The sequence below is a fragment of the Janthinobacterium sp. GW822-FHT07H10 genome (assembly GCF_058798675.1).
This window is the reverse complement of sequence record NZ_JBXAKS010000007.1, coordinates 311,273-333,847: the sequence shown is the minus strand read 5'-3', so window position 1 is coordinate 333,847 and position 22,575 is coordinate 311,273. Positions and strand designations below refer to the sequence as shown.

The 22,575-nt window shown below is 62.2% G+C and carries 24 protein-coding genes; 19 read left to right on the top strand and 5 right to left on the bottom strand.

Annotated features, from left to right (window positions below; genetic code table 11):
- Window positions 1-5: 5 nt before the first annotated feature.
- From nuoE to AC1RDJ_RS18075, 17 genes are all read left to right on the top strand, one after another.
- Window positions 6-485: an NADH-quinone oxidoreductase subunit NuoE gene (nuoE, locus tag AC1RDJ_RS18155; protein WP_034779513.1), complete on the top strand. Its 480-nt coding sequence runs from the start codon at window positions 6-8 to the stop codon at window positions 483-485.
- Window positions 482-1,777 (top strand): NADH-quinone oxidoreductase subunit NuoF, encoded by a 1,296-nt coding sequence (gene nuoF / locus AC1RDJ_RS18150; protein WP_010399729.1) that lies wholly within the window; start codon window positions 482-484, stop codon window positions 1,775-1,777. Before nuoE ends, nuoF begins: the two co-directional genes overlap by 4 nt.
- A 22-nt stretch (window positions 1,778-1,799) precedes the next feature.
- The gene (nuoG, locus tag AC1RDJ_RS18145) at window positions 1,800-4,133 is read left to right on the top strand and encodes an NADH-quinone oxidoreductase subunit NuoG (RefSeq protein WP_493028314.1); all 2,334 of its coding nucleotides are present in this window, start codon (window positions 1,800-1,802) and stop codon (window positions 4,131-4,133) included.
- Window positions 4,133-5,215 (top strand): NADH-quinone oxidoreductase subunit NuoH, encoded by a 1,083-nt coding sequence (gene nuoH / locus AC1RDJ_RS18140; RefSeq protein WP_071322787.1) that lies wholly within the window; start codon window positions 4,133-4,135, stop codon window positions 5,213-5,215. Before nuoG ends, nuoH begins: the two co-directional genes overlap by 1 nt.
- A gap of 14 nt (window positions 5,216-5,229) precedes the next feature.
- Entirely contained in the window at window positions 5,230-5,718 is a 489-nt protein-coding gene (gene nuoI / locus AC1RDJ_RS18135; protein ID WP_010399726.1) for an NADH-quinone oxidoreductase subunit NuoI, read from the top strand.
- Window positions 5,719-5,784: 66 nt separating this feature from the next.
- Complete coding sequence (locus AC1RDJ_RS18130) at window positions 5,785-6,417, top strand: NADH-quinone oxidoreductase subunit J (protein WP_071322788.1); 633 nt, start codon at window positions 5,785-5,787, stop codon at window positions 6,415-6,417.
- Window positions 6,414-6,722, top strand: coding sequence for an NADH-quinone oxidoreductase subunit NuoK (gene nuoK / locus AC1RDJ_RS18125; protein WP_071322789.1), 309 nt, complete (start codon window positions 6,414-6,416; stop codon window positions 6,720-6,722). The genes AC1RDJ_RS18130 and nuoK overlap by 4 nt, the downstream gene beginning before the upstream one ends.
- Before the next feature lie 46 nt (window positions 6,723-6,768).
- The gene (gene nuoL, locus AC1RDJ_RS18120; RefSeq protein WP_152257083.1) at window positions 6,769-8,868 is read left to right on the top strand and encodes an NADH-quinone oxidoreductase subunit L; all 2,100 of its coding nucleotides are present in this window, start codon (window positions 6,769-6,771) and stop codon (window positions 8,866-8,868) included.
- 29 nt (window positions 8,869-8,897) lie between these two features.
- Complete coding sequence (locus AC1RDJ_RS18115; RefSeq protein WP_071322791.1) at window positions 8,898-10,397, top strand: NADH-quinone oxidoreductase subunit M; 1,500 nt, start codon at window positions 8,898-8,900, stop codon at window positions 10,395-10,397.
- A 16-nt stretch (window positions 10,398-10,413) separates the two neighbouring features.
- Window positions 10,414-11,916, top strand: a complete 1,503-nt coding sequence (gene nuoN / locus AC1RDJ_RS18110; RefSeq protein WP_071322792.1) for an NADH-quinone oxidoreductase subunit NuoN — start codon at window positions 10,414-10,416, stop codon at window positions 11,914-11,916.
- A gap of 3 nt (window positions 11,917-11,919) precedes the next feature.
- A complete protein-coding gene (locus AC1RDJ_RS18105) occupies window positions 11,920-12,249 on the top strand; it encodes a DUF2818 family protein (RefSeq protein WP_071322793.1) in 330 nt (109 codons plus the stop codon).
- Window positions 12,250-12,322: 73 nt separating this feature from the next.
- Window positions 12,323-12,880, top strand: coding sequence for an NUDIX domain-containing protein (locus tag AC1RDJ_RS18100; protein ID WP_071322794.1), 558 nt, complete (start codon window positions 12,323-12,325; stop codon window positions 12,878-12,880).
- 8 nt (window positions 12,881-12,888) lie between these two features.
- A complete protein-coding gene (locus tag AC1RDJ_RS18095; protein ID WP_493028313.1) occupies window positions 12,889-13,593 on the top strand; it encodes a hypothetical protein in 705 nt (234 codons plus the stop codon).
- A 26-nt stretch (window positions 13,594-13,619) separates the two neighbouring features.
- The gene (gene ispD / locus AC1RDJ_RS18090; protein WP_493028312.1) at window positions 13,620-14,339 is read left to right on the top strand and encodes a 2-C-methyl-D-erythritol 4-phosphate cytidylyltransferase; all 720 of its coding nucleotides are present in this window, start codon (window positions 13,620-13,622) and stop codon (window positions 14,337-14,339) included.
- A gap of 11 nt (window positions 14,340-14,350) precedes the next feature.
- A complete protein-coding gene (gene ispF / locus AC1RDJ_RS18085; protein WP_493028311.1) occupies window positions 14,351-14,851 on the top strand; it encodes a 2-C-methyl-D-erythritol 2,4-cyclodiphosphate synthase in 501 nt (166 codons plus the stop codon).
- A gap of 173 nt (window positions 14,852-15,024) precedes the next feature.
- A complete protein-coding gene (locus tag AC1RDJ_RS18080; RefSeq protein ID WP_493028310.1) occupies window positions 15,025-16,200 on the top strand; it encodes a PQQ-dependent sugar dehydrogenase in 1,176 nt (391 codons plus the stop codon).
- Between the two features lie 57 nt (window positions 16,201-16,257).
- Complete coding sequence (locus tag AC1RDJ_RS18075) at window positions 16,258-16,560, top strand: hypothetical protein (protein ID WP_071322798.1); 303 nt, start codon at window positions 16,258-16,260, stop codon at window positions 16,558-16,560.
- A gap of 13 nt (window positions 16,561-16,573) precedes the next feature.
- On the opposite strand, the gene AC1RDJ_RS18070 is transcribed toward AC1RDJ_RS18075, so the two are convergent.
- A complete protein-coding gene (locus AC1RDJ_RS18070; protein WP_493028309.1) occupies window positions 16,574-17,818 on the bottom strand; it encodes an MFS transporter in 1,245 nt (414 codons plus the stop codon).
- Window positions 17,819-17,909: 91 nt separating this feature from the next.
- On the opposite strand from AC1RDJ_RS18070, the gene AC1RDJ_RS18065 reads away from it, so the two are divergent.
- Window positions 17,910-18,530: a TetR/AcrR family transcriptional regulator gene (locus AC1RDJ_RS18065; protein WP_071322800.1), complete on the top strand. Its 621-nt coding sequence runs from the start codon at window positions 17,910-17,912 to the stop codon at window positions 18,528-18,530.
- 9 nt (window positions 18,531-18,539) lie between these two features.
- Here AC1RDJ_RS18065 and AC1RDJ_RS18060 read toward each other — a convergent pair whose 3' ends face one another.
- Window positions 18,540-18,878, bottom strand: a complete 339-nt coding sequence (locus AC1RDJ_RS18060; RefSeq protein ID WP_071322801.1) for an MmcQ/YjbR family DNA-binding protein — start codon at window positions 18,876-18,878, stop codon at window positions 18,540-18,542.
- A 14-nt stretch (window positions 18,879-18,892) separates the two neighbouring features.
- Window positions 18,893-19,165 carry a hypothetical protein gene (locus AC1RDJ_RS18055; RefSeq protein ID WP_493028308.1) on the bottom strand — a complete coding sequence of 91 codons (273 nt, stop codon included), beginning with the start codon at window positions 19,163-19,165 and terminating at the stop codon, window positions 18,893-18,895.
- Window positions 19,166-19,404: 239 nt separating this feature from the next.
- Here AC1RDJ_RS18055 and AC1RDJ_RS18050 point away from each other — a divergent pair, with 239 nt between their 5' ends.
- The gene (locus tag AC1RDJ_RS18050; RefSeq protein WP_071322802.1) at window positions 19,405-20,061 is read left to right on the top strand and encodes a CCXG family PEP-CTERM protein; all 657 of its coding nucleotides are present in this window, start codon (window positions 19,405-19,407) and stop codon (window positions 20,059-20,061) included.
- 104 nt (window positions 20,062-20,165) lie between these two features.
- On the opposite strand, the gene AC1RDJ_RS18045 is transcribed toward AC1RDJ_RS18050, so the two are convergent.
- Window positions 20,166-21,143 (bottom strand): FHA domain-containing protein, encoded by a 978-nt coding sequence (locus AC1RDJ_RS18045; protein WP_071322803.1) that lies wholly within the window; start codon window positions 21,141-21,143, stop codon window positions 20,166-20,168.
- A complete protein-coding gene (locus AC1RDJ_RS18040; protein WP_071322804.1) occupies window positions 21,140-22,543 on the bottom strand; it encodes a S1 family peptidase in 1,404 nt (467 codons plus the stop codon). The genes AC1RDJ_RS18045 and AC1RDJ_RS18040 overlap by 4 nt, the downstream gene beginning before the upstream one ends.
- Window positions 22,544-22,575: the final 32 nt, after the last annotated feature.

The window sequence follows — 22,575 nt, the reverse complement described above, 5'->3', positions numbered from 1 at the left end:
AAAGTATGTTGTTATCAGAGCAATGCTATAAGAAAATTGACCGCGAGCTGGCCAAGTACCCGGCCGACCAGCGTCAATCCGCCGTCATGGCCGCGCTGGCCCATGCCCAGGATGAACTGGGCTGGCTGGCGCCGGAAACCATGAAGGAACTGGCCGATTACATCGGCATGCCGGCCATTGCCGTGCAGGAAGTGGCCACGTTCTACAATATGTACAACGTCAAGCCTGTGGGCAAGCACAAGATCACCGTGTGCACCAACCTGCCATGCGCCCTGTCGGGCGGCGTGCGCGCAGCAGACTACCTGAAGCAGAAGCTGGGCATCGATTTCCGCGAAACCACCCCTGACGGCCAGTTCACCCTGGTTGAAGGCGAGTGCATGGGTGCGTGCGGCGATGCGCCTGTCTTGCTGGTCAGCAATAAAACCATGTGCAGCTGGATGTCGAACGAGAAAATCGACGCCATGCTGGAGGAACTCAAGAAATGACGTCACTCCACAACCGCCATATCGATCCATTGATCCTGAAGGATCTGGATGGCAAGAACTGGCATTTGCAAGATTATGTGAACCGCGGCGGCTATAGCGCCCTGCGGCGTATCCTGGAAGAGAAGATCACGCCGGAACAGATCATCGCCGACCTCAAGGCTTCGTCCTTGCGCGGCCGTGGCGGCGCGGGTTTCCCTACCGGCCTGAAGTGGAGCTTCATGCCGCGCCAGTTCCCGGGTCAAAAATACCTCGTCTGCAATACAGATGAAGGCGAACCGGGTACTTTCAAGGACCGCGACATCATTCGTTACAATCCCCATGCGCTGATCGAAGGCATGGCCATTGGCGCTTATGCGATGGGCATCACCGTCGGCTACAACTATATCCACGGTGAAATCTTCCAGGAATACCTGCGTTTCGAAGAAGCGCTGGAAGAGGCGCGCGCCGCCGGCTTCCTGGGTGACAAGATCATGGGCAGCGAGTTCTCGTTCCAGTTGCACGCGCACCATGGTTATGGCGCCTACATCTGCGGCGAAGAAACGGCCCTGCTGGAGTCGCTGGAAGGCAAGAAAGGCCAGCCGCGCTTCAAGCCGCCTTTCCCTGCCTCGTTTGGCCTGTACGGCAAGCCGACGACGATCAACAACACGGAAACCTTCGCGGCCGTGCCATTCGTGCTGAACATCGGTCCAGAGAAATACCTGGCCATGGGCAAGCCGAACAACGGCGGTTCGAAGATCTTCTCGATCTCGGGCGACGTGGAAAAACCGGGCAACTATGAAGTGCCGCTCGGCACCCCGTTTGCGACCCTGCTGGAACTGGCGGGCGGCATGCGCGGTGGCAAAAAGATCAAGGCCGTGATCCCTGGCGGTTCGTCCGCTCCGGTGATCCGCGGCGACATCATGATGCAGACCGACCTGGACTACGACTCGATCGCGAAAGCCGGTTCGATGCTCGGTTCGGGCGCCGTCATCGTGATGGACGAAACACGCTGCATGGTAAAGGCGCTGGAACGCCTGTCCTACTTCTACTTTGAAGAATCGTGCGGCCAGTGTACGCCTTGCCGTGAAGGCACAGGCTGGATGTACCGCATGGTGCATCGCATCGAGCAGGGGCAGGGTCGTCCAGACGACCTGGACATGCTCAACTCGATCGCCGACAACATCCAGGGCCGCACCATTTGCGCGCTGGGCGATGCGGCTGCCATGCCGGTACGGGCCTTCATTAAGAATTTCCGTGAAGAATTTGAATATCATATCGAGCACAAGCATTGCCTAGTGCCCGCATATATCTAAGCTGCGTCAGGTAACGATCACCATGGTTGAAATCGAAATAGACGGCAAAAAAGTCGAAGTCCCTGCTGGTAGCATGGTGATGGACGCCGCCAACAAATTGGGAACCTACATTCCGCACTTCTGCTATCACAAGAAATTGTCGATCGCAGCGAACTGCCGCATGTGCCTGGTCGAAGTGGAAAAGGCGCCCAAGCCTTTGCCCGCTTGTGCGACCCCGGTCAGTGCCGGCATGATCGTGCGCTCCGCCAGCGACAAAGCTGTGCAGGCGCAAAAGTCGGTCATGGAATTCTTGCTGATTAACCACCCGCTCGATTGCCCTATCTGCGATCAGGGCGGCGAATGCCAGTTGCAAGACTTGGCAGTGGGCTACGGCAAGGGCGAATCGCGCTACAAGGAAGACAAGCGCGTGGTACAGCCGAAGGAAGCCGGTCCGCTGGTTTCCATGCAAGAAATGTCGCGCTGCATCCAGTGCACCCGCTGCGTGCGTTTTGGCCAGGAAGTGGCCGGCGTGATGGAGCTGGGCATGATCGGCCGCGGCGAACACTCGGAAATCGTGTCGTTTGTCGGCCAGTCGGTCGATTCCGAACTGTCGGGCAACATGATCGACCTGTGCCCGGTTGGCGCACTGACGTCGAAGCCGTTCCGCTACAGCGCCCGTACGTGGGAACTGTCGCGCCGCAAATCGGTCAGCCCGCATGACGGCCTGGGCGCGAACCTGATCGTGCAAGTGAAAGCTGGCAAGGTCAAGCGCGTATTGCCGCTGGAAAACGAAGCCGTCAACGAGTGCTGGATCTCGGACAAGGACCGTTTCTCGTACGAAGCGCTGGACAGCGCCGAACGCCTGACCACCCCGATGCTGAAGCAGGGCAACGAGTGGAAGGAAGTCGATTGGCAGACGGCGCTGGAATACGTGGCGCACGGTTTGAAAAATATCAAGCACGAGCATGGCGCTGACGCCATCGCCGCGCTGGCAACGCCGCATTCGACCGTCGAAGAGCTGGTCCTGCTGCAAAAAGTGGTTCACGGTCTCGGCAGCGAGAACGTCGACTTCCGCCTGCGCCAGACCGACTTCGCGCTGGACGCCGGCGTGAAGCCATGGCTGGGCATGCCGATCAACGAATTTGGCCAGATCAAGCGCGCCTTCGTCATCGGCTCGTTCCTGCGCAAGGACCACCCATTGCTGGCAACGCGTTTGCGCGCATCCGTCAAGGGCGGCGCCAAGCTGTCGATCCTGCACGCGTCCGACGATGATCAGCTGATCACCATCGCCAACAAGATGATCGTCGCGCCGAGCGACTGGCTGGCAGCCTTGTCGGAAGTGGTCGTCGCTGTTGCCAAAGCGAAAGAAATCGCCGCGCCAGCCGGTTTCGAAGCGATTGCCGCTTCGGACGTGGCCGTTGCCATTGCCGCCAGCCTGATGGCCGGCGACAACGGCGCCGTGCTGCTGGGTAACGCCGCAACGCAACACCCGCAAGCGTCGCAACTGCATGCTGCCGCGCAATGGATCGCCGAACAGACGGGCGCCAAGCTGGGCTACCTGACGGAAGCGGCCAACACGGTAGGCGCGCACCTGGTCGCCAAGCCGCGCGCCAACGTGCAAGCCGCGTTCGCCGCGCCGAAGAAAGCCTACGTGCTGCTGCACGCCGAGCCGGAACTCGACGCCGCCAATCCGCAAGCGGCCCGCGCCGCGCTGGACAAGGCCGAGATGGTCGTGGCGATGTCGGCCTTCAAGCATGGCATGGATTACGCCGATGTCTTGCTGCCGATCGCGCCGTTCGCCGAAACCTCGGGCACCTTCGTCAACTGCGAAGGCCGCGCGCAAAGCTTCAACGGCACCGTGAAACCGCTGGCGGAAACCCGTCCAGCCTGGAAAGTGCTGCGCGTTCTGGGCAACATCCTGGGCCTGGCCGGTTTCGACTACGACACTTCCGAAGCGATCCGCGACGAAGCGTTTGGCGCCGGCGTGACCGACTTGTCGGCACAGCTGAACAACATCGCCAGGAACGCGCCGGAAGCGGCCGTCTACGCACCGGCATCGCCGGCGCTGCAACGCATCGCCGACGTGCCGATCTACTTCGCCGACGCGCTGGTACGCCGCTCCGAACCGCTGCTGCGCACGGTCGACGGCGCCGCGCCGCAAGCGCACCTGTCCCTGGCACTGGCTGAGAAGCTGGGCGTCAAGGCGGGCGACAAGGTCAAGGTAGCGCAAGGCTCCGGCAGCGCCATCCTGGTGGCGGCAATTCATGCCGGCCTGCCAGCCAATGTGGTCAAGGTGTCGGCGGCGCATGCCTCGACGGCTGGCCTGGGCGGCATGTTCGGTGACATCACAGTTGAAACAGCAGAGGGGAAAATCTGATGGCTCTGCCTGAATTTGTAAACGTCATCAACACTACCGGCCAGGATTTGCTGGGCGGCAGCTGGCCTTTCTTCTGGACCTTGATCAAGATCCTGTGCGTGCTGTTGCCGCTGATGGGCCTGGTTGCTTACGCCACCCTGTGGGAGCGCAAGCTGATCGGCTGGATCCAGATCCGCGTGGGCCCGAACCGCGTGGGCCCGCTGGGCTTGCTGCAACCGATCGCCGATGCGCTGAAACTGCTGTTCAAAGAGATCATCATCCCGTCCAAGGCCGCCAAAGGCCTGTTCGTGATCGGCCCGATCATGACCATCATGCCGGCCCTGGCCGCCTGGTCGGTCGTGCCGTTCGGTCCGGAAGCCGTGCTGGCCAACGTCAACGCGGGCTTGCTGCTGCTGCTGGCGATTACCTCGATGGAAGTCTACGGCATCATCATCGCCGGCTGGGCTTCGAACTCGAAGTACTCGTTCATGGGCGCCATGCGCGCTTCGGCACAGATGATTTCGTATGAAATCCCGATGGGCTTCGTGATGGTCATCGTGCTGATGGTCTCGGGCAGCCTGAACTTCATCGACATCGTCGGCGGCCAGCAAATCGGCTACTTCGCCGACAAGGGCGTGAACTTCATGTCGTGGAACTGGCTGCCGCTGCTGCCGATGTTCGTCATCTACCTGGTGTCGGGCCTGGCTGAAGCCAACCGTCACCCGTTCGACGTCGTCGAAGGCGAGTCGGAAATCGTGGCCGGCCACATGGTCGAATACTCGGGCATGGCCTACGCCATGTTCATGCTGGCCGAATACGCCAACATGATCCTGATCGGCGCCCTGGCTTCGATCATGTTCCTCGGCGGCTGGTCCGCACCGTTTGCCTTCCTCGAATTCTGGGGCGGTTTCGGCGGCTTCTTCTGGCTGTTTGCAAAAACCTTCTTCATCGTGTCGGTGTTCATCTGGGTGCGCGGTACTTTCCCTCGCTATCGTTATGACCAGATCATGCGCCTCGGTTGGAAAGTGTTTATCCCGTTGACGCTGGTCTACCTGGTCTTCGTCGCTGCCTGGATGCAGACATCCTGGAATATTTGGAAGTAAGAGAGTGCATACGAATGGATAAGGTAAAAGATTTCTTCAGCAGCCTGTTGTTAGGCGAGCTGATCAAGGGCATGGCGCTGACAGGCAAGTACATGTTTTCGCGCAAGATCACGGTGCAATTCCCGGAAGAGAAGACACCGATCTCGCCGCGTTTCCGTGGCTTGCACGCGCTGCGCCGCTACCCGAACGGCGAGGAACGTTGCATCGCCTGCAAACTGTGCGAAGCGGTTTGCCCGGCGATGGCCATCACGATCGAATCGGAGCAGCGTGACGACGGTTCGCGCCGCACCACGCGCTACGATATCGACTTGACCAAGTGCATCTTCTGCGGTTTCTGCGAAGAGTCCTGCCCGGTCGATTCGATCGTCGAGACGCAAATCCTGGAATACCACGGCGAGAAACGCGGGGATTTGTATTACACGAAAGAGATGTTGCTGGCCGTAGGCGATCGTTATGAAAATGACATCGCCGCTGCGCGCGCCGCCGACGCACCTTATCGCTGATGGATGCGCCGCAGCTGACAAGCTGCGCCGCGCCCCTCGTTCATCTGTACGTCTATTGGGTTTTTTATGGACTTTAAAACAATTTTGTTTTACGCCTTCTCGCTGATTCTGATCATAGCGGCGACGCGCGTCATCACGGCCCGTAATCCGGTCCACGCGGTACTGTTCCTGGTACTGTCCTTCTTTTCCGCAGCGGGCATCTGGATGCTGCTGCAAGCTGAATTCCTGGCCATCGTGCTGGTATTGGTGTATGTCGGCGCCGTGATGGTGCTGTTCCTCTTCGTCGTCATGATGCTCGATATCAATATCGACCGCATGCGCGAAGGCTTCTGGGGCTATCTGCCATTGGCCGCCACGGTCGGCGTGATCATCGTGCTGGAAATGGCTGCCGTGCTGTGGCGTGGTTTCCTCGAGTTCGAGCCGCGCGTGGCACTGGCTGGCGCCAACCTGGGCGGCACCAAGGAACTGGGCATGCTGATCTACACGAAATATGTGTTTGCCTTTGAAATCGCCGCCGTCGTGCTGCTGGTGGCCATCGTTGCCGCCGTCGCATTGACCCTGCGCAAACGCAAGGACACCAAGCATTTTGCTCCGGGCGATGCCGTGCGCGTCAAGCGTAACGACCGTCTGAAGATCATCAAGATGGACGCGGTCGTCGAGCGTCCTGCGGCTGAGCCGGAAGTTAAGGAGGCACCATGACATTATCGCTCACACATTTTTTGGTCCTGGGCGCGATCCTGTTCGCAATCTCGATCGTCGGGATTTTCCTGAACCGCAAGAACATCATCGTATTGCTGATGGCAATCGAATTGATGCTGCTGGCGGTGAATATGAATTTCATCGCGTTTTCCCATTACCTGGGCGACGCGGCCGGTCAGATCTTCGTTTTCTTCATCCTGACGGTTGCCGCCGCTGAGTCGGCTATCGGTCTGGCTATTCTGGTGGTGATGTTCCGTAATCTGGATACCATCAACGTCGAAGACCTGGACAGCCTCAAAGGCTGATGTTTTTCAGACTCGATCTCTCGAATAATAACGATTAAGGTTCATCATGGCGGGGCAACTCCTCAACCCTAACCTCCTTCTTGCCGTACCGCTGGCGCCGCTGGCCGGTGCCGCGATTGCAGGCTTGCTTGGCACCCAGTTCCTGGGTAATTTGGTCGGACGCAAGACGTCGCATACCGCGACGATCCTGGGCGTACTGATCGCGTTCATCCTGTCCGTGCAGACGCTGCTGGCAGTGATGGATGGCGCGACATTCAATGGCACGATCTATAACTGGATGACGATCGGCACCCTGAAGATGGAAGTGGGCTTCCAGATCGATTCGCTGTCGGCGATGATGATGTGCGTGGTCACCTTCGTGTCGCTGATGGTGCATATCTACACGATCGGCTACATGAAGGACGACGAAGGCTACAACCGCTTCTTCGCCTACATCTCGCTGTTCACGTTCTCGATGCTGATGCTGGTCATGGCCAACAACTTCCTGCAACTGTTCTTCGGTTGGGAAGCCGTGGGTCTGGTCTCCTACCTCTTGATCGGTTTCTGGTACCAGCGTCCGACGGCCATCGTGGCCAACATGAAGGCTTTCCTCGTCAACCGCGTGGGCGACTTCGGCTTCATCCTGGGCATCGGCCTGCTGCTGGCGTTTGCCGGCACCATGAACTACCAGGAAGTATTCGCCAAGAAAGACGAACTGGCGCTGCTGACGATGCCGGGCACCGACTGGGCCCTGCTGACCGTGGCCTGCATCTGCCTGTTCATCGGCGCGATGGGCAAGTCGGCCCAGTTCCCGCTGCACGTGTGGCTGCCTGACTCGATGGAAGGTCCTACCCCGATCTCGGCACTGATTCACGCCGCGACGATGGTGACGGCCGGTATCTTCATGGTCTCGCGCATGTCGCCGCTGTTCGAACTGTCCGATACGGCACTGTCCTTCATCCTGGTGATCGGCTCCATCACGGCGCTGTTCATGGGCTTCCTGGGCATCATCCAGAACGACATCAAGCGCGTCGTCGCTTACTCGACCCTGTCGCAGCTGGGCTACATGACGGTGGCGCTGGGTTCGTCCGCGTACTCCGTGGCCGTATTCCACCTGATGACGCACGCATTCTTCAAGGCACTGCTGTTCCTGGGCGCCGGTTCCGTCATCATCGGCATGCACCACGACCAGGATATCCGCAACATGGGCGGCCTGCGCAAGTACATGCCGATCACGTGGATCACTTCCCTGATCGGTTCGCTGGCCCTGATCGGCACGCCGCTGTTCTCCGGCTTCTACTCGAAAGACAGCATCATCGAAGCCGTCGAAGCGACGCACATCTGGGGTGCTGGCTTTGCCCAGTTCGCCGTGCTGGCTGGCGTGTTCGTCACCGCGTTCTACTCGTTCCGCATGTATTTCCTCGTCTTCCACGGCAAGGAACGTTTCGGCCAGGCGCATGCCCACGGTCACGACGACCATCACGCACCGAAAGCGGCCCATGGCGCGCACGGCGATGCGCATGACGACCATCACGAAGAGGAAGAGGACGACCACGGCCACCATGGCCTGGAACCTGGCCAGAAGCCGCATGAATCCCCATTCGTCGTGTGGTTCCCGCTGGTGATGCTGGCGATTCCTTCGCTGATCATCGGCTACCTGACGATCGGCCCGATGCTGCATGGCGATTTCTTCAAGGGCGTGATCTTCGTTGGCGAAAACCATCCAGCAATGGAAGAGTTGTCGCATGAATTCCACGGCGCGATGGCGATGGCGATCCACGGCCTGTCGACCGCACCGTTCTGGCTGGCATTGTCCGGCGTGGTGGCAGCCTACTACTGCTACATGGTCAATCCGCGTGTACCGGCCTGGTTCTTTGCCAAGTTCCACGCGATCCACACCCTGCTGGACAACAAGTACTACATGGACAAGTTCAATGAAGTCGTGTTCGCCGGCGGTGCCCGCTTGCTGGGTAATGGCCTGTGGAACTTCGGTGACAAGAAGCTGATCGATGGCCTGCTGGTCAACGGTAGCGCCAAGGTCGTCGCCTGGCTGTCCTCGCTGTCGCGAGTGCTGCAGACCGGCTACATCTATCACTATGCATTCGTGATGATCCTGGGCGTGCTGGGCTTCCTGATCTATTTCCTGCCATTCTGGCCCGCTAAGTAAGCTGACCTGATAAAAGAATACTGAGAACCATGATGCAGTCTACGATTTCTACACTACCTCCTTACCTGAGTCTGTCGATCTGGGTGCCGATCATTTGCGGCGTCCTGGTCCTGGCTCTCGGCCGTGACAGCAAAGCGGGCTTTACCCGCTGGCTGTCGCTGGCCGGCGCGGTGCTCAGCATGCTGTGCACCTGGCCGCTGATCCAGCATTTCGACAACGCCGCGCACGGCATGCAATTCGTCGAAAAAGCACCGTGGATCGAAACCTTCAATATCTGGTACTCGCTGGGTATCGATGGCCTGTCGCTGTGGTTCATTCCGCTGACGGCCTTCATCACGGTCATCGTCGTCATTTCGGCCTGGCAAGTGATCGAGAAGCGCATCGCCCAGTACATGGGCTCCTTCCTGATCCTGTCTGGCCTGATGATCGGCGTGTTCTGCGCGCTCGACGGCTTGCTGTTCTACTTCTTCTTTGAAGCAACCCTGATCCCGATGTTCATCATCATCGGTATCTGGGGCGGTTCGAACCGCGTGTACGCGTCGTTCAAGTTCTTCCTGTACACCTTCTTCGGTTCGCTGCTGACCCTGGTTGCCATCATTTACCTGCGCAATGTGTCGGGTACCTTCGACATCCTGGCCTGGCATGCATTCAAGCTGACGATGAACGAGCAGATCTTCATCTTCCTGGCCTTCCTGATGGCGTTTGCCGTCAAGGTGCCGATGTTCCCGGTCCATACGTGGTTGCCGGACGTCCACGTGGAAGCGCCAACGGGCGGTTCCGCCGTGCTGGCCGCCATCATGCTGAAACTGGGCGCCTACGGCTTCCTGCGTTTCTCGCTGCCGATCACGCCGGACGCCAGCCACTACCTGTCGGGCTTCATGATCGCGCTGTCGCTGATCGCCGTGATCTACATCGGTCTGGTTGCCCTGGTGCAAACCGACATGAAAAAACTGGTCGCCTATTCGTCGATCGCGCACATGGGCTTCGTGACCCTGGGCTTCTTCATGTTCAACGACATCTCGGTGCAGGGCGGTATCGTGCAGATGATCTCGCACGGCTTCATCTCCGGCGCGATGTTCCTGTGCATCGGCGTGCTGTATGACCGCATGCATACCCGTAACATCGCCGACTACGGCGGCGTCGTGAACCGCATGCCGAAATTTGCCGCCTTCTTCGTGCTGTTCTCGATGGCCAACTGCGGCTTGCCAGCCACTTCCGGCTTCGTCGGCGAGTTCATGGTGATCCTGGGCGCGGTGAAATACAACTTCTGGATCGGCTTGCTGGCTGCAACGGCACTGATCTGGGGCGCGGCGTACTCGCTGTGGATGGCCAAGCGCGTGGTGTTCGGCAAGATCAAGAACAAGCATGTGGCCGAACTGACCGATATCAACAAACGTGAATTCTTCATGCTTGCTGTACTGGCCATCGCCGTGCTCGTAATGGGTCTGTACCCAGCCCCGTTCACCGACACGATGCAAACTTCGGTTGCCGACCTGCTGCAGCATGTCGCCATCAGCAAGTTGCCTTAAATAGAAGACCGATAACATGACTAATGCACCTAATCTGGTACCGCTGTACGCGGAAATCTTTCTGCTGATCGCCACGTCGGCGCTCTTGCTGATCGATATGTTCTTGCCTGCGGCGAAGCGTTCCATCACCTACGTGCTGGCCCTGCTGACCCTGGCCGGCTGCGCCTTGCTGACCGTGGGCGACTTCAACGCGGGCACCACCGTCTACACGTTCCACAATATGTTCGTGTCGGACCCGATGTCGCAGTTGCTGAAACTGTTCTCGTACGGCGCCGTGGCGCTGACCCTGATCTATTCGCGTGCCTATGCCACCGACCGCAACATGCTGTCGGGTAACCTGGGCGGCGAGTTCTACGTGCTGGCCCTGTTTGCACTGCTGGGCCAGATGATCATGATCTCGGCCAACAACTTCCTGATCATCTACCTGGGTCTGGAACTGATGTCGCTGTCGCTGTACGCGCTGATCGCTCTGCGCCGTGACAATGCCAAGGCCACGGAAGCGGCCATGAAGTACTTCATCCTGGGCGCGCTGGCTTCCGGTTTCATGTTGTACGGTATCTCGATGCTGTACGGCGCCTCCGGCACGCTGGACCTGGGCGAACTGCGCGTGGCGCTGGAAAGCGGCAAGACCAACGGCACCATCATGGTCTTCGGCCTGGTGTTCCTCGTTGCCGGCCTGGCCTTCAAACTGGGCGTCGTGCCATTCCACATGTGGGTGCCTGACGTGTATCAAGGTTCGCCGACGGCCGTGACCCTGCTGCTGGGCGGCGCGCCGAAACTGGCCGCGTTCGCCATCACCCTGCGCCTGCTGGCCGAGGGCTTGCTGCCGATGGCGCATGACTGGCAGCAAATGCTGCTGGTGCTGGCCGTGATGTCGCTGGCCATCGGTAACTTCACCGCGATCGCGCAAACCAACCTGAAGCGCATGCTGGCGTACTCGACCATCGCGCAAATGGGCTTCGTGCTGCTGGGCCTGCTGTCGGGCACCGTCGACGCACCGAACAACACCCTGAACGCGGCTGGCGCGGCCACGGCCTACGGCGCCTCGATGTACTACGTCATCACCTACGTGTTCACCACCCTGGGTACCTTCGGCGTGATCATGTTGTTGGCACGTAATGGCTTCGAAGCGGAAGAACTGGCCGACTTCAAGGGCCTGGGCAAACGCAGCCCGATCTTCGCCCTGGTGATGACCCTGTTCATGTTCTCGCTGGCCGGCGTGCCGCCGCTGATGGGCTTCATGGCCAAGTACTCGGTGCTCGCTTCCGTGCTGGCCACGGGCCAGCTGTGGCTGACCATCGCCGCCGTGCTGTTCTCGCTGATTGGCGCCTTCTACTACCTGCGCGTCGTGAAGATGATGTGGTTCGACGAGCCGACGGATTCGAATGCGCTGGTCGTGCATGGCGACATGCGCGTCGTGCTGGCACTGAACGGCGTGTTCGTCCTGGCACTGGGCGTGATGCCGAACAGCATCCTGGCGGCCTGCGCTTCGGCCATCACCAAGACCCTGGCGTCCTGACCGATGGATGTCACCGTCTCGAGCTGGCTGGTGATCGCCCTGGGCATTCTGGGCGCCAACCTGCCATTCTTTAACGAGAAACTGTTTGCCGCCGTGCCCCTGAAGCGCAGCGCGCAGGCGGAAGGCGGCAAAGGCTGGCGCAAGCCGCTGGCGCTGCGCCTGCTGGAGATGGTGATCCTGTATTTCATCGTCGGCGCCGTGGCGTTTGCGCTCGAAGCGCGTATCGGCAACGGTTTCCCGCAGACGTGGGAGTTCTACGCCATCACCGGATGCCTGTTCCTGGTGCTGGCCTTCCCCGGCTTCGTCACCCGCTACCTGCGCAAACGCCGTTAGCAGCAACGACCGAAAGCGGCGCCTCTGGCGCCGTTTTTTTATTGAGCATAATCAATGTATGGATACTCAACGCATGGATACGAATTTGACTGAAACCAAGGTGGACGGCGAGGTCGTCTACCAGGGCGGCTTCCTGCGCGTGCAGCGCGACCGCGTGACGCTGCCCGATGGCAAGATCACGGCGCGCGAATTCATCCTGCACCCGGGCGCCGTCGTCATCCTGCCGCTGCTCGACGATGGCACGGTGCTGATGGAGCGCCAGTACCGCTACCCGCTGGAACGCGTCTTCATCGAATTCCCTGCTGGCAAGATCGACGCGGGCGAAAGCCACCTGGCCTGCGCCCGGCGCGAGCTGCTGGAAGAGACGGGCTACACGGCGACAAGCTGGCAATTCGTCTCGACCATCCACAACGCCATCGCCTACTCGGACGAGCACCTGGAACTGTTCCTGGCGCGCGGCCTCGTGGCGGGCGAACGCCGGCTCGACGACGGCGAATTCCTGGAAACCTTCACGGCGACGGTTCCCCAGTTGCTGGACTGGGTGAAGGATGGCACGATCACCGACGTGAAGACCGTCATCGGCATCTTCTGGCTCGACAAGATTACCAGTGGCGCCTGGCAAGCGGCTTGATCTTGCGCATGCGCCGGCCCGCTCTCCTGCTGCTTGCCTGTGCCAGTCTGGGTGCGCAGGCCGCGCCGCGCACGCCGTTCCAGGTGCGCTGCGAAGACACGATCAGCAAGACGGTGTCGGTGCTGACGGCGCAGCAGCATGGCTATAGCGTCGACACGCACCTGCCCTACAAGGCCCTGACGGCGATGAAGGGCGTGGCGCGCGGCAATACCTGGGTGCTGGGACTGACGAAGACGGATTCGCAGGTGCGCATCGCGCTGGCCGGTCCCATGCTGCAGGACCCCGCCAGCGGCTACGAATGCGTGGCGCCGCAGATTACCGTGAGCCTGACGTATGCGCCCGTGGTGATCTACATCGGCCGCGAGTTCGCCCCCGGTACCTGCGCGTATGATGAGATACTCGCGCACGAGCTGCGGCACATGCAAACGTATATGGAACATTTGCCGCGCGTGGAAAAGACCGTGCGCGCGGCGCTCGACAAACGCTTCGAGGCGCGTCCCCTGTACGCGCCCAGCGGCACGGCGAAGGCCGCGCTGGCGCGCGAGATCGATACGGGCTGGTTGCCGTATATCAAGGCGGAGATGCGCAAGGTGGAAATCTTGCAGGCTGCCATCGATTCGCCGCAGGAATATGCGCGCCTGGGCAAGGCGTGCAAGGGCGAGATCCAGGCTATCCTGGCAGCCAAGGCGGCGCCGGCGCAACAGAGCAAGTAGTACAGCAAGCCCAAATAAGGAGTGGCATGACAGTAACAACGAATTCCCCGCGTAATTTTGCGCTGATCCCCGCCGCGGGCGTGGGCGCGCGCATGGAGGCGGGCAGTCCCAAGCAATACCTGCCCATCGCGGGCAAGCCCATGCTGCGCCACGCGCTCGACGCCTTTCTCGCCAGTCCCCTGATCGCGCACACCTATGTGGTGGTCAGCGCGGACGATGGCGTGATCGATACGGTGGTGCCGCAGCAGGGCGTGGACCATGGCGTGACCGTGCTGCGCTGCGGCGGCGCCACGCGCATGGAGACCATCCTGAACGCCTTGCGGGCGTTGCACGCCAGCATAGGCGCGGCCGACCAGGTGCTCGTGCACGATGCGGCGCGTCCCGGCCTGACGCCGGCGCTGATCGAAAAACTCATCCGCGAAGTGGGCGACCATGCGGCCGGCGGCTTGCTGGCCTTGCCCGTGGTCGACACGGTCAAGCGGGCCGGGCCGGCCAACGCATCGGCGCAGACCGTGCCGCGCGACGGCCTGTGGCTGGCGCAGACGCCGCAGATGTTCCGCTATGCCTTGCTGCACCGGGCCTTGTCCGAAGCCCCCGACCCGCTGGCCATCACGGACGACGCCAGCGCCGTCGAAGCGCTGGGCCTGGCGCCCAAACTGATCGAAGGTCATCCGCGCAACCTGAAGGTGACCCTGCCGCGCGACATTCACACGGCCGAGCTGTACCTGGCTAACCCTGGCATTTGAAAGAAATTCACATGAACACAAGCACTCCCGTACTCCCTTTCCGCATCGGCCAGGGCTATGACTGCCACGCGCTGGTGGAAAACCGCGACCTGATTATTGGCGGCGTGAAGATTCCCCATCATCTGGGGCTGCTCGGCCACTCCGACGCCGACGTGCTGCTGCACGCCATCACGGACGCGCTGTTCGGCGCGGCCGCGCTGGGCGATATCGGCCGTCATTTCCCCGACACGGATGCGCAATTCAAGGGCGCCGATTCGCGCACGCTGCTGCGCGAAGCCGTGCGCCGCGTGCAGGCCACCGGCTACAGCATCGGCAATGTCGACGCCACCATCATCGCCCAGCGCCCGAAGATGGCGCCGCACATCGCCGCCATGTGCGCGAACGTGGCCGAAGACCTGGGCGTGAACGTGAGCCAGGTCAACATCAAGGCCAAGACGAATGAAAAGCTGGGCTACCTGGGCCGTGAAGAAGGCATCGCGGCCGAAGCCGTGGCCTTGCTGCTGCGCGCCTGAGCGTACCCGGCAGCCCCTTGTAATGATTTCTGAGGATTAATGTTACCTGCTGTATCACCGATCGCATGAGAACGGCGGCGCACCCGCCGTGTAATCCATGTTATTTTTAGAGGGCGGCGCGATGGCAGAAACCATCCCGGCCGCCTTTTTTCATTCAGACAGGAGAATTCCGGATGCCAACGATCAAGCGCACACACCTTGCCACCGCACTGCTGCTGGGAGTCTTCGCGGCCGGCGCCATGCCCGCCCATGCCGAACTGCAAGCGACGGGCGAACCACCGGCGGCGAAACAGCAATGGAAGGCCGTCACCGTGGCCGAAGGCGTGCGCCAGCCATGGGGCATCGCCTGGCTGGGCGAGGGGAGGGCGCTGGTCACCAGCAAGCAGGGCACCTTGCATCTGCTCAGTGGCAAGAGCTTCGCCGACGTGGCGCTGCAAGGCATGCCCAAAGTGTTTACGGGCGGGCAGGGCGGCCTGCTCGATATCGTCATTCATCCGCAGGATGCGGGCAAGCCGAATCCGCGCGTGTACATGACGGTGTCGACGGGCACGAATGACGCGAACCGCACGACCCTCGTGCGCGGCGTGTTCGACGGCAAGAAGGTGACGGGCATCCAGACCCTGTTCCAGGTGGCCACCGACAAGAGCGGCGGCCAGCATTTCGGTTCGCGCCTGCTGTGGCTGCCGGATGGCACTTTGCTGATGAGCGTGGCCGATGGCGGCAATCCGCCGCTGCGCATCGGCGACCGGCTGGCGCGCGAGCAGGCGCAAAACCTGGCCACGCACCAGGGTTCCATCCTGCGCCTGACGGACGAGGGCAAGCCGGCGCCCGGCAATCCCCTGGCCGCCAAGGGCGCGCTGCCGGAAATCTGGTCGTATGGCCACCGCAACGTGCAGGGACTGGCGCTCGATCCCGTTTCGGGCCGCGTGTGGGCCACCGAGCACGGTCCGTATGGCGGTGACGAGCTGAACCTGGTGGTAGCGGGCGGCAACTACGGCTGGCCGCTGCAAAGCTATGGCGCCGACTACCAAACGCATGAGCCGGTCGGCAAGCACGAGGTGGCCGCCATGCTCAATCCGAGCGTGGCCTGGGTGCCGTCGCCGGCGCCGTCGGGGCTGGCCGTCTACACGGGCCACAAGATTCCCGCCTGGCGCGGCAGCATCTTCAGCGGCGGCCTGGCGGCCAAGGATATCCGCCGCATCGCCGTCGATGCCAGCGGCAAGGTGACGGGGCAGGACCGCCTCGCCATCGGCGCGCGCGTGCGCGACGTGCGCCAGGGGCCGGACGGCTATCTGTATGCGCTGACGGATGAAGACAACGGCAAGTTGCTGCGCATCGTGGCGCAGTAACACGGCAGGCGCCGTCTTCGCTTAAGATGGCGCCTTTATTCAAGACAAGGTGGCGGCATGGCCCGTGATACTTATGCATACCGGCACGTTGCCGTCGAATCGCGCGATATCCGCGGCAAGGTGGAAATGCGTCCCGTGCCGGGCCAGGCCTTTTCGCCGGAGCTGGCCGTGCAATGCTCGCGCCGCCTGGCGGACTTGCAGCGCTATCCGCTGGGCAGTCGCTTTTTGTTGTTCGCCAAGCTGACGGACCGCCTGGGCGGCACGCCCTTCCTGTATGCGTATCACGGCGATGCGGACGTCTTGATGACGCCGGCCGAGGTGGCGAAATTCCTCGGCGAATTTCGCCGCGGCCGCATCTGACCCAGTTTGCCGCCTAGGCTTTGCAGGCTGCGGAGCCGGCTGGCGCCTGGGCGCTCGCTGCGGCCTTGCCGAAGAGGGCGATCGTCAAGGCGCAGCCGAGCGCGAACAGGCCACCCACCACCATGGCGCTCGTTACGCCCAGCTGATCGACGGCCATGCCGCCGAGCAGGGCGCCGGAGGCCAGCGATACCTGCACGATGGCCACGAAGAGCGCGCTGCTGCCTTCCATCAGGTGCGGCGCCGCCTTGAACATCCACGTCTGCACGGCAATCGGCATGGCGCCGAAACCGAAGCCCCACACGGCCACCAGCAGCATGGCGGTAATGGAGTGGCTGCCGAACGCGGCCAGCGCCAGGGTGGACAGGCCCAGCACGGCGCCCGTCACCACCAGGGTCGGGCGTTCGTGGCGGCCGGCGGCCCAGCCGCCCGCAAGGTTGCCGATGAAGCCAGAGGCGCCATACACGAGCAGCATGGCGCTGACGGTGCCGGCGGCCAGGTGCGACACTTGCGTGAGGAAGGGCGCGATATACGTGTAGGCGGCGAACTGGCCCGTAAAGAGCATGGCCGTGGCGATCAGGCCCAGCCTGGCCTTGCGGATGCCGAAGATCATCGGCAGCTGGCGCAAGCGGATGGCTTGCGTGGGCGGCAGCCTGGGCAGCAACCACAGCTGGCCGATGAAGACGAGCACGGCAATGGCGCTGGCCGCGCCGAAGGCCACCCGCCAGCCCACGAGCTCGCCGACCAGCGCGCCGGCCGGCACGCCCGCCACCGTGCCCAGCGAGACGCCGGCAAAGATGATGGACATGGCGCGCGACGCATGCTGCGGCGCCACCAGGCGCGGGCCGATGGCGCTGCCGATGGCCCAGAACCCGCCCACGCCCACGCCCAGCATGGCGCGTCCCAGCAGGATCGCGCCATACGACGGCGCCAGCGCCACCAGCAGGTTCGAAGCGACCAGCAGCGCCGTCAGGGCCAGCAGCACGATGCGGCGGTCAAGGCGGCCCGAGCCGATGGTGACGAAGATAGCGGCAAACGCGGCAACGATGCCGGGCGTGGTGATCATCAGGCCCGCCTGGCCCTTGCTGATGGCCAGTTCGGCCGCCATGGCCGGCAGCAGGCCGACGGGCAGGAATTCGGACGTGACGAGGGCGAAGGCGCCTATGCCGACGGATAATACGGCCAGCCACGGCGCCACGGTGGTATCGTCGCCGGCGATGGACGTGCTTGCCTGGGCGGAGGAGTTGGGGGATGCTTGCATGATGGGTTCCTGAAAAGCCGAAAGGTTTTTAACCGGTCGGTATATAATAGCGGGAAATGGACATCGTTGTCATAATTTTTTACCGATCGGTATGAAACTAGAAAAAACAGCTGAGGCAGGCAAGGCAAAAACGGGCCGGCCGCGTACGTTCGACGCGGACGAGGCGCTCGATTGCGCCATGAAAGTGTTCTGGGAAAAAGGCTATGAAGGCAGCTCGCTGCCCGAATTGACGAAAGCGATGGGCATGAACCGGCCCAGCCTGTATGCCGTCTTCGGCAACAAGGAGCAGCTGTTCCACAAGGCGCTCGAGCGCTACAGCGACACGCGCATGCAGTTTTTCGATGCGGCGCTGGAACAGCCGACGGCGCGCCAGGTGGTGGAAGCGTTGCTGACGCAATATGTCGATGCGCAAACCATGCCGGACGGCCCGCACGGCTGCATGGGCGTGAATGCGGCGCTCGCCTGCAGCGACGACGCCTTGCCGATCCGCGATGAATTGTTTGCGCGCCGCCTGCGCGGCGAAATCAAGCTGCGCGACCGCTTGCGGCGCGCCAGGGAAGAGGGAGATTTGCCTGCCGATTCCTGCCCGGAGCAGCAGGCGCGCTTTGTCGTGACCCTGTCGCAGGGCATGGCCATCCAGGCTGCCGCCGGGGTCTCGCGCGAGCAACTGCAGCAGATGGTCGGCTTGTTGTTGCGCAACTGGCCGCTGTAGCCGGCAGTCTTACCCGGCCTGGTCGATGGTCTTGGCCAGGTCGCCGGGCGCCTTGCGCCGCCAGGCGGCCGTCAGGGCGGCGGCCAGCATGTCCAGTTCCGCATCCGCCAGGCGTACCGTGATGCCTGCCAGGCGCTCGCCCCACCACAGCTTTTCGCAGCCGGACGGCGTGATGACGGTGGCGATGTGCGCTGCTTCCGCATCGAGCAGCACGTTGATGTGCTCGTCGTCGGGCAGGGTCGCGAAGATCTTCCCGCCCACGCGGAAGGCCGGACGGTCGTGGTGTTCTTCCTCGCTCGTGTCGGGAAACGACAGTGCCAGATAGCGTAGTTCTTCCAGGTCGACCATTTCCTCTTTCCCCCTCATCGGACAGATAGCAGTGTGTATGCATTTTGCCATGCTGTTTCGCCGCGTGGTGCGGCATCATGCGAAAAGAAATGCGCGCGATGCGACAGTATCGGGCTGGTCTGTGGTGTCGCCGCGACACGCCACGCGCCGCCGCCATGGGGGCCTGGCCCTTGCGCCAGAGTGGCGGGCGGCACTTTTTCCATGCCGGGAAGGGGATTGCCAGAAAAATATCTTTCATGGTTAAAAGAAAAATACTTTTCTTCTAGGGAATTTAAGATAGAATACATTCATCGACTTACCTGACCCGTCAACTGTCTGGCCTTGTCCCGGGAACCCGAACCCTTTCCAGGACGCTTGCAGTGCCGCCATGGCACGCTGCAAGTCCGCATGATCACGCGGAAGTTCACGCCCCCGACCGCTCATCCTTGCAATTTAGCGCGCTACGCCGACACGCCTCAATGCAGCGTGTATTCAGCTCCAGCGCTCCCTGCTGCGCCCACTGAATACTTACTTACTGGATACCATCATGAAAAACTTGCCTAAACTCGCCCTGTCCCTGATCGCTGTCGGTGTGTTTGCCCACGCGAACGCCAGCACCATCACCCTGTCCACCGGCTACTCGGGCGCCGGCGCGCAAAGTTCCGCCGCCGACTACCAGTCCGTGGTGAATGCCGCCGTGGCCACGCCAGGCGCCGGCTATGGCTCGACGACGATCGCCAGCTACAACAACGTCAATAACAGCAGCCTGTTCGGCAGCGGCTCGAACATCGCCTTCAAGTCGGTGATCAACTTTGGCGTCAGCGCGGCCGATGCGGGCGCCTGGAGCTTCCGCAGCGGCGTCGACTTCGGCAAGGGCGGCGCCCTGTTCCTCGACGGCGTGGCGCTGGACTTCAAGAACAACGACATGTGGTGGGCCGGTAACTACAATAATGGCAGCCAGTTCCTCAGCGGTTCGGGCACCCTGGCGGCCGGCAACCATACCCTGAGCATCTACGGCCTGGAAGGCTGCTGCGATGGCGGCCAGCAAGTGCAGTTCAAGGCGGGCAACAACAATTTCGCCAGCTTCGGCGCCAATGACGGTTTGATCTCGGCTGTTCCTGAACCAACCACCTACGCCATGCTGCTGATCGGCCTGGGCTTGCTGGGCTTTACGGCGCGCCGCAAACAGGAAGCCAAGTTCTAAGCTGGTATCGTCGATCTCGCCGCGCCTGACGGCGCGCGATAAAAAAAGCCCGCCGGTCTGCAAGGACACGGCGGGCTTTTTTGCATGCTGGCACACCGATGCGCTTACTCGTCGCTGTCGTCCTCGTCGTCGCCCTTGGCGGACTTGCCGCGCTCGGCATCGACGGCGCGCTGCAGGCTGGCCGCATCGCGGAAGAAGGCGTCCATCGTGTGATTCGGGCTCAGGCGCAAGGCGGGCGGGTAGATCGCGGACATATAGGGCTCGTCGGCCAGGCGGCCGCTAATCTGCAGGTTGCTCAGTAAAATCAGGGTCGAGCCGATGATGGCCAGCACCACGGCCACGAGGGCGAAGCGGCGCGGGTGCTGCGGCTTGATCGTGCACAAATGGTAGTAGATCATCGCGCAGACAATGACGATGAACATATGCCGTCCGTAGCGCGTCAGTGCTTCGAGCGAGAACGCGTACGCCGCCATGTTGCTGGCCAGTTCCCACACCTCCATGGCCAGCAAGCCGCAGCCGATGATGAACAGGTGGCGGCCGAAGCGCGCCACATGGCCGAACAGGCGGTTCGCCACGGCCCAGACGGATGCCCACACGAGGCCGCCGGCCAGCGCGTAGGCGATGATCATCAGATAGGTGATCGGGTCGAAGGCTTCCGCGTCGCCGAGCCAGTTGCTGAAGGCGGCCGAGGCGCCGATCATGGCCAGGCCGGCCATGGCGGGGCGCAAGCCTTCCCAGTTGTGCATGGTGGTGTCGCCCAGTTCGGGCGCCACTGGATGGTCGCTGGCGCGCACGCGCAGGCGCGTGTGGCCCAGGCGCACGATGCTGTCGCCCGTCATGGCCACTTGCACTTGCCGCTGGCCGCGGTGGATCACGCCATTCTGGCTGCCCAGGTCGCGCAGCAGCAGGCCGCCCGCGCCGTCGTCCTCGATGACGGCGTGGCGGGCGGCCGTGTGCGCGTCGTCGAGGATGAAGTCATTGTCGTAGCCGCGGCCGATGCGGATCGGCAGGGCGGCCATGCGCTGGCGCTGCTGCACTTCGCCGTTCTCGGCGAGGATTTCGAGGTAATAGGGAGGCATCATGGCTTGCGACCGCCGGTGGTGGAGGGCGCGCGCGACAGCGCCTCGAGGAAGGTGCGCGTGACGCGCATGCCGTTGGCGTAGGACACGCCGCGCGCGTCGATGCGGCTTTGCAGACTCATCAGTGGCGCATCGGCGCTGGCGGCCAGCAGGGCAAAGTCGTACAGACCCGTAAACTTGCGATAGGCGCGCACGCACAGGACGGCGCGCAGGGGCAGCGTGGTGTTCTTGACGAATTGTTCGGTGCAATGGGGACCCGTCAGGTGCACGCTCTTGTAGCTGCCGAAACTTTCATTCTTGAACGAGGCGCTGGCCAGTTCGGAAAAACGCAGTGCGCCCAGTTCGTTGCTGCGCAGGAATTCGTGGCGCATCGACACTTGCCCCGTCTGCAGGGCGCCGGAGATGAAGATGGCCGATTCCATGGCGCAGCTGGTGTTGTCGAGCATATACGGTTTGTCGGACTTCACGTTGGAGCGGCCCCAGCAGCGCATCTGGTCGGATTCGCGCACGGGCACGCGGTACGGGCCCATGGCTTTCAGGCTCAGGGGCGTGTCCAGCAGGCGCGCCAGCATGACTTCCTGGTGCGCCAGCAGCTGCGCCGTCACCAGCGGCTTGAAGTCTTTCGGCGGCTTGCCCTGTTTCGCCACCTTGTCCAGCAATTGCTGGGCGTAGCGGGCGGGCACGAGGAAGCTGACCAGTTCGCCATCGAGGCGTTTCGACACGTTCACGCCGGCCACGTCGCCATTCGCGGTGACGCTGGGGCCGCCGCTCATGCCGGAATTGATCGGTCCCGTAAACATCAGCTGGTCATAGAAGCTGCGCGTGACGACGCCGTTGTACGAGCCTTCCGAAATGGCGAAGCCCAGGTCCAGCGGATTGCCCATCGAATACAGGTACTGGCCCTGCGTCAGCGGTGCCAGCTGCTCCGGCATCTTGAAGAAACCCGTGCCGTGGCGGTTTACGCGCAGCACGGCCAGGTCGTGCAGCACGTCGACGGCCAGCAATTCCACGTTGCCGCGCTGGCCGCCGGTATCCACCCATTCGCCCACATAGGTATCGGGGTCGAGCGCGAATTGCGACACGACGTGATAGTTGCTCACCACCAGGTCGCCCGTGCCGATCAAGAAGCCCGAGCCGACGGACGACTGCGTGCGGCCGTTCTTCAGCAGCACGCGCACTTGCAGGATGTCGGCGCGCGCCGCCGTGTACAGCTTTTGTGCGGCCGACGAGGGCGGCGGCAGGGCCGCATGTTCGGTGGCGGCGGGCGCGGCGGTGGCCGGCGGCGGCTTGACGGGGGGCGTGGCGGGAGCTGGGGCGGCGGGAGCCGGGGATGCCGGGGCCGCCTGTGCGCCTGCGGCGGCGCACAGGCCGGCCAGCAAGAAGGCGAAGTTAGATAATTTCATGCATCCTTTGTGCGTGAGCAGGAGCGAAGCTG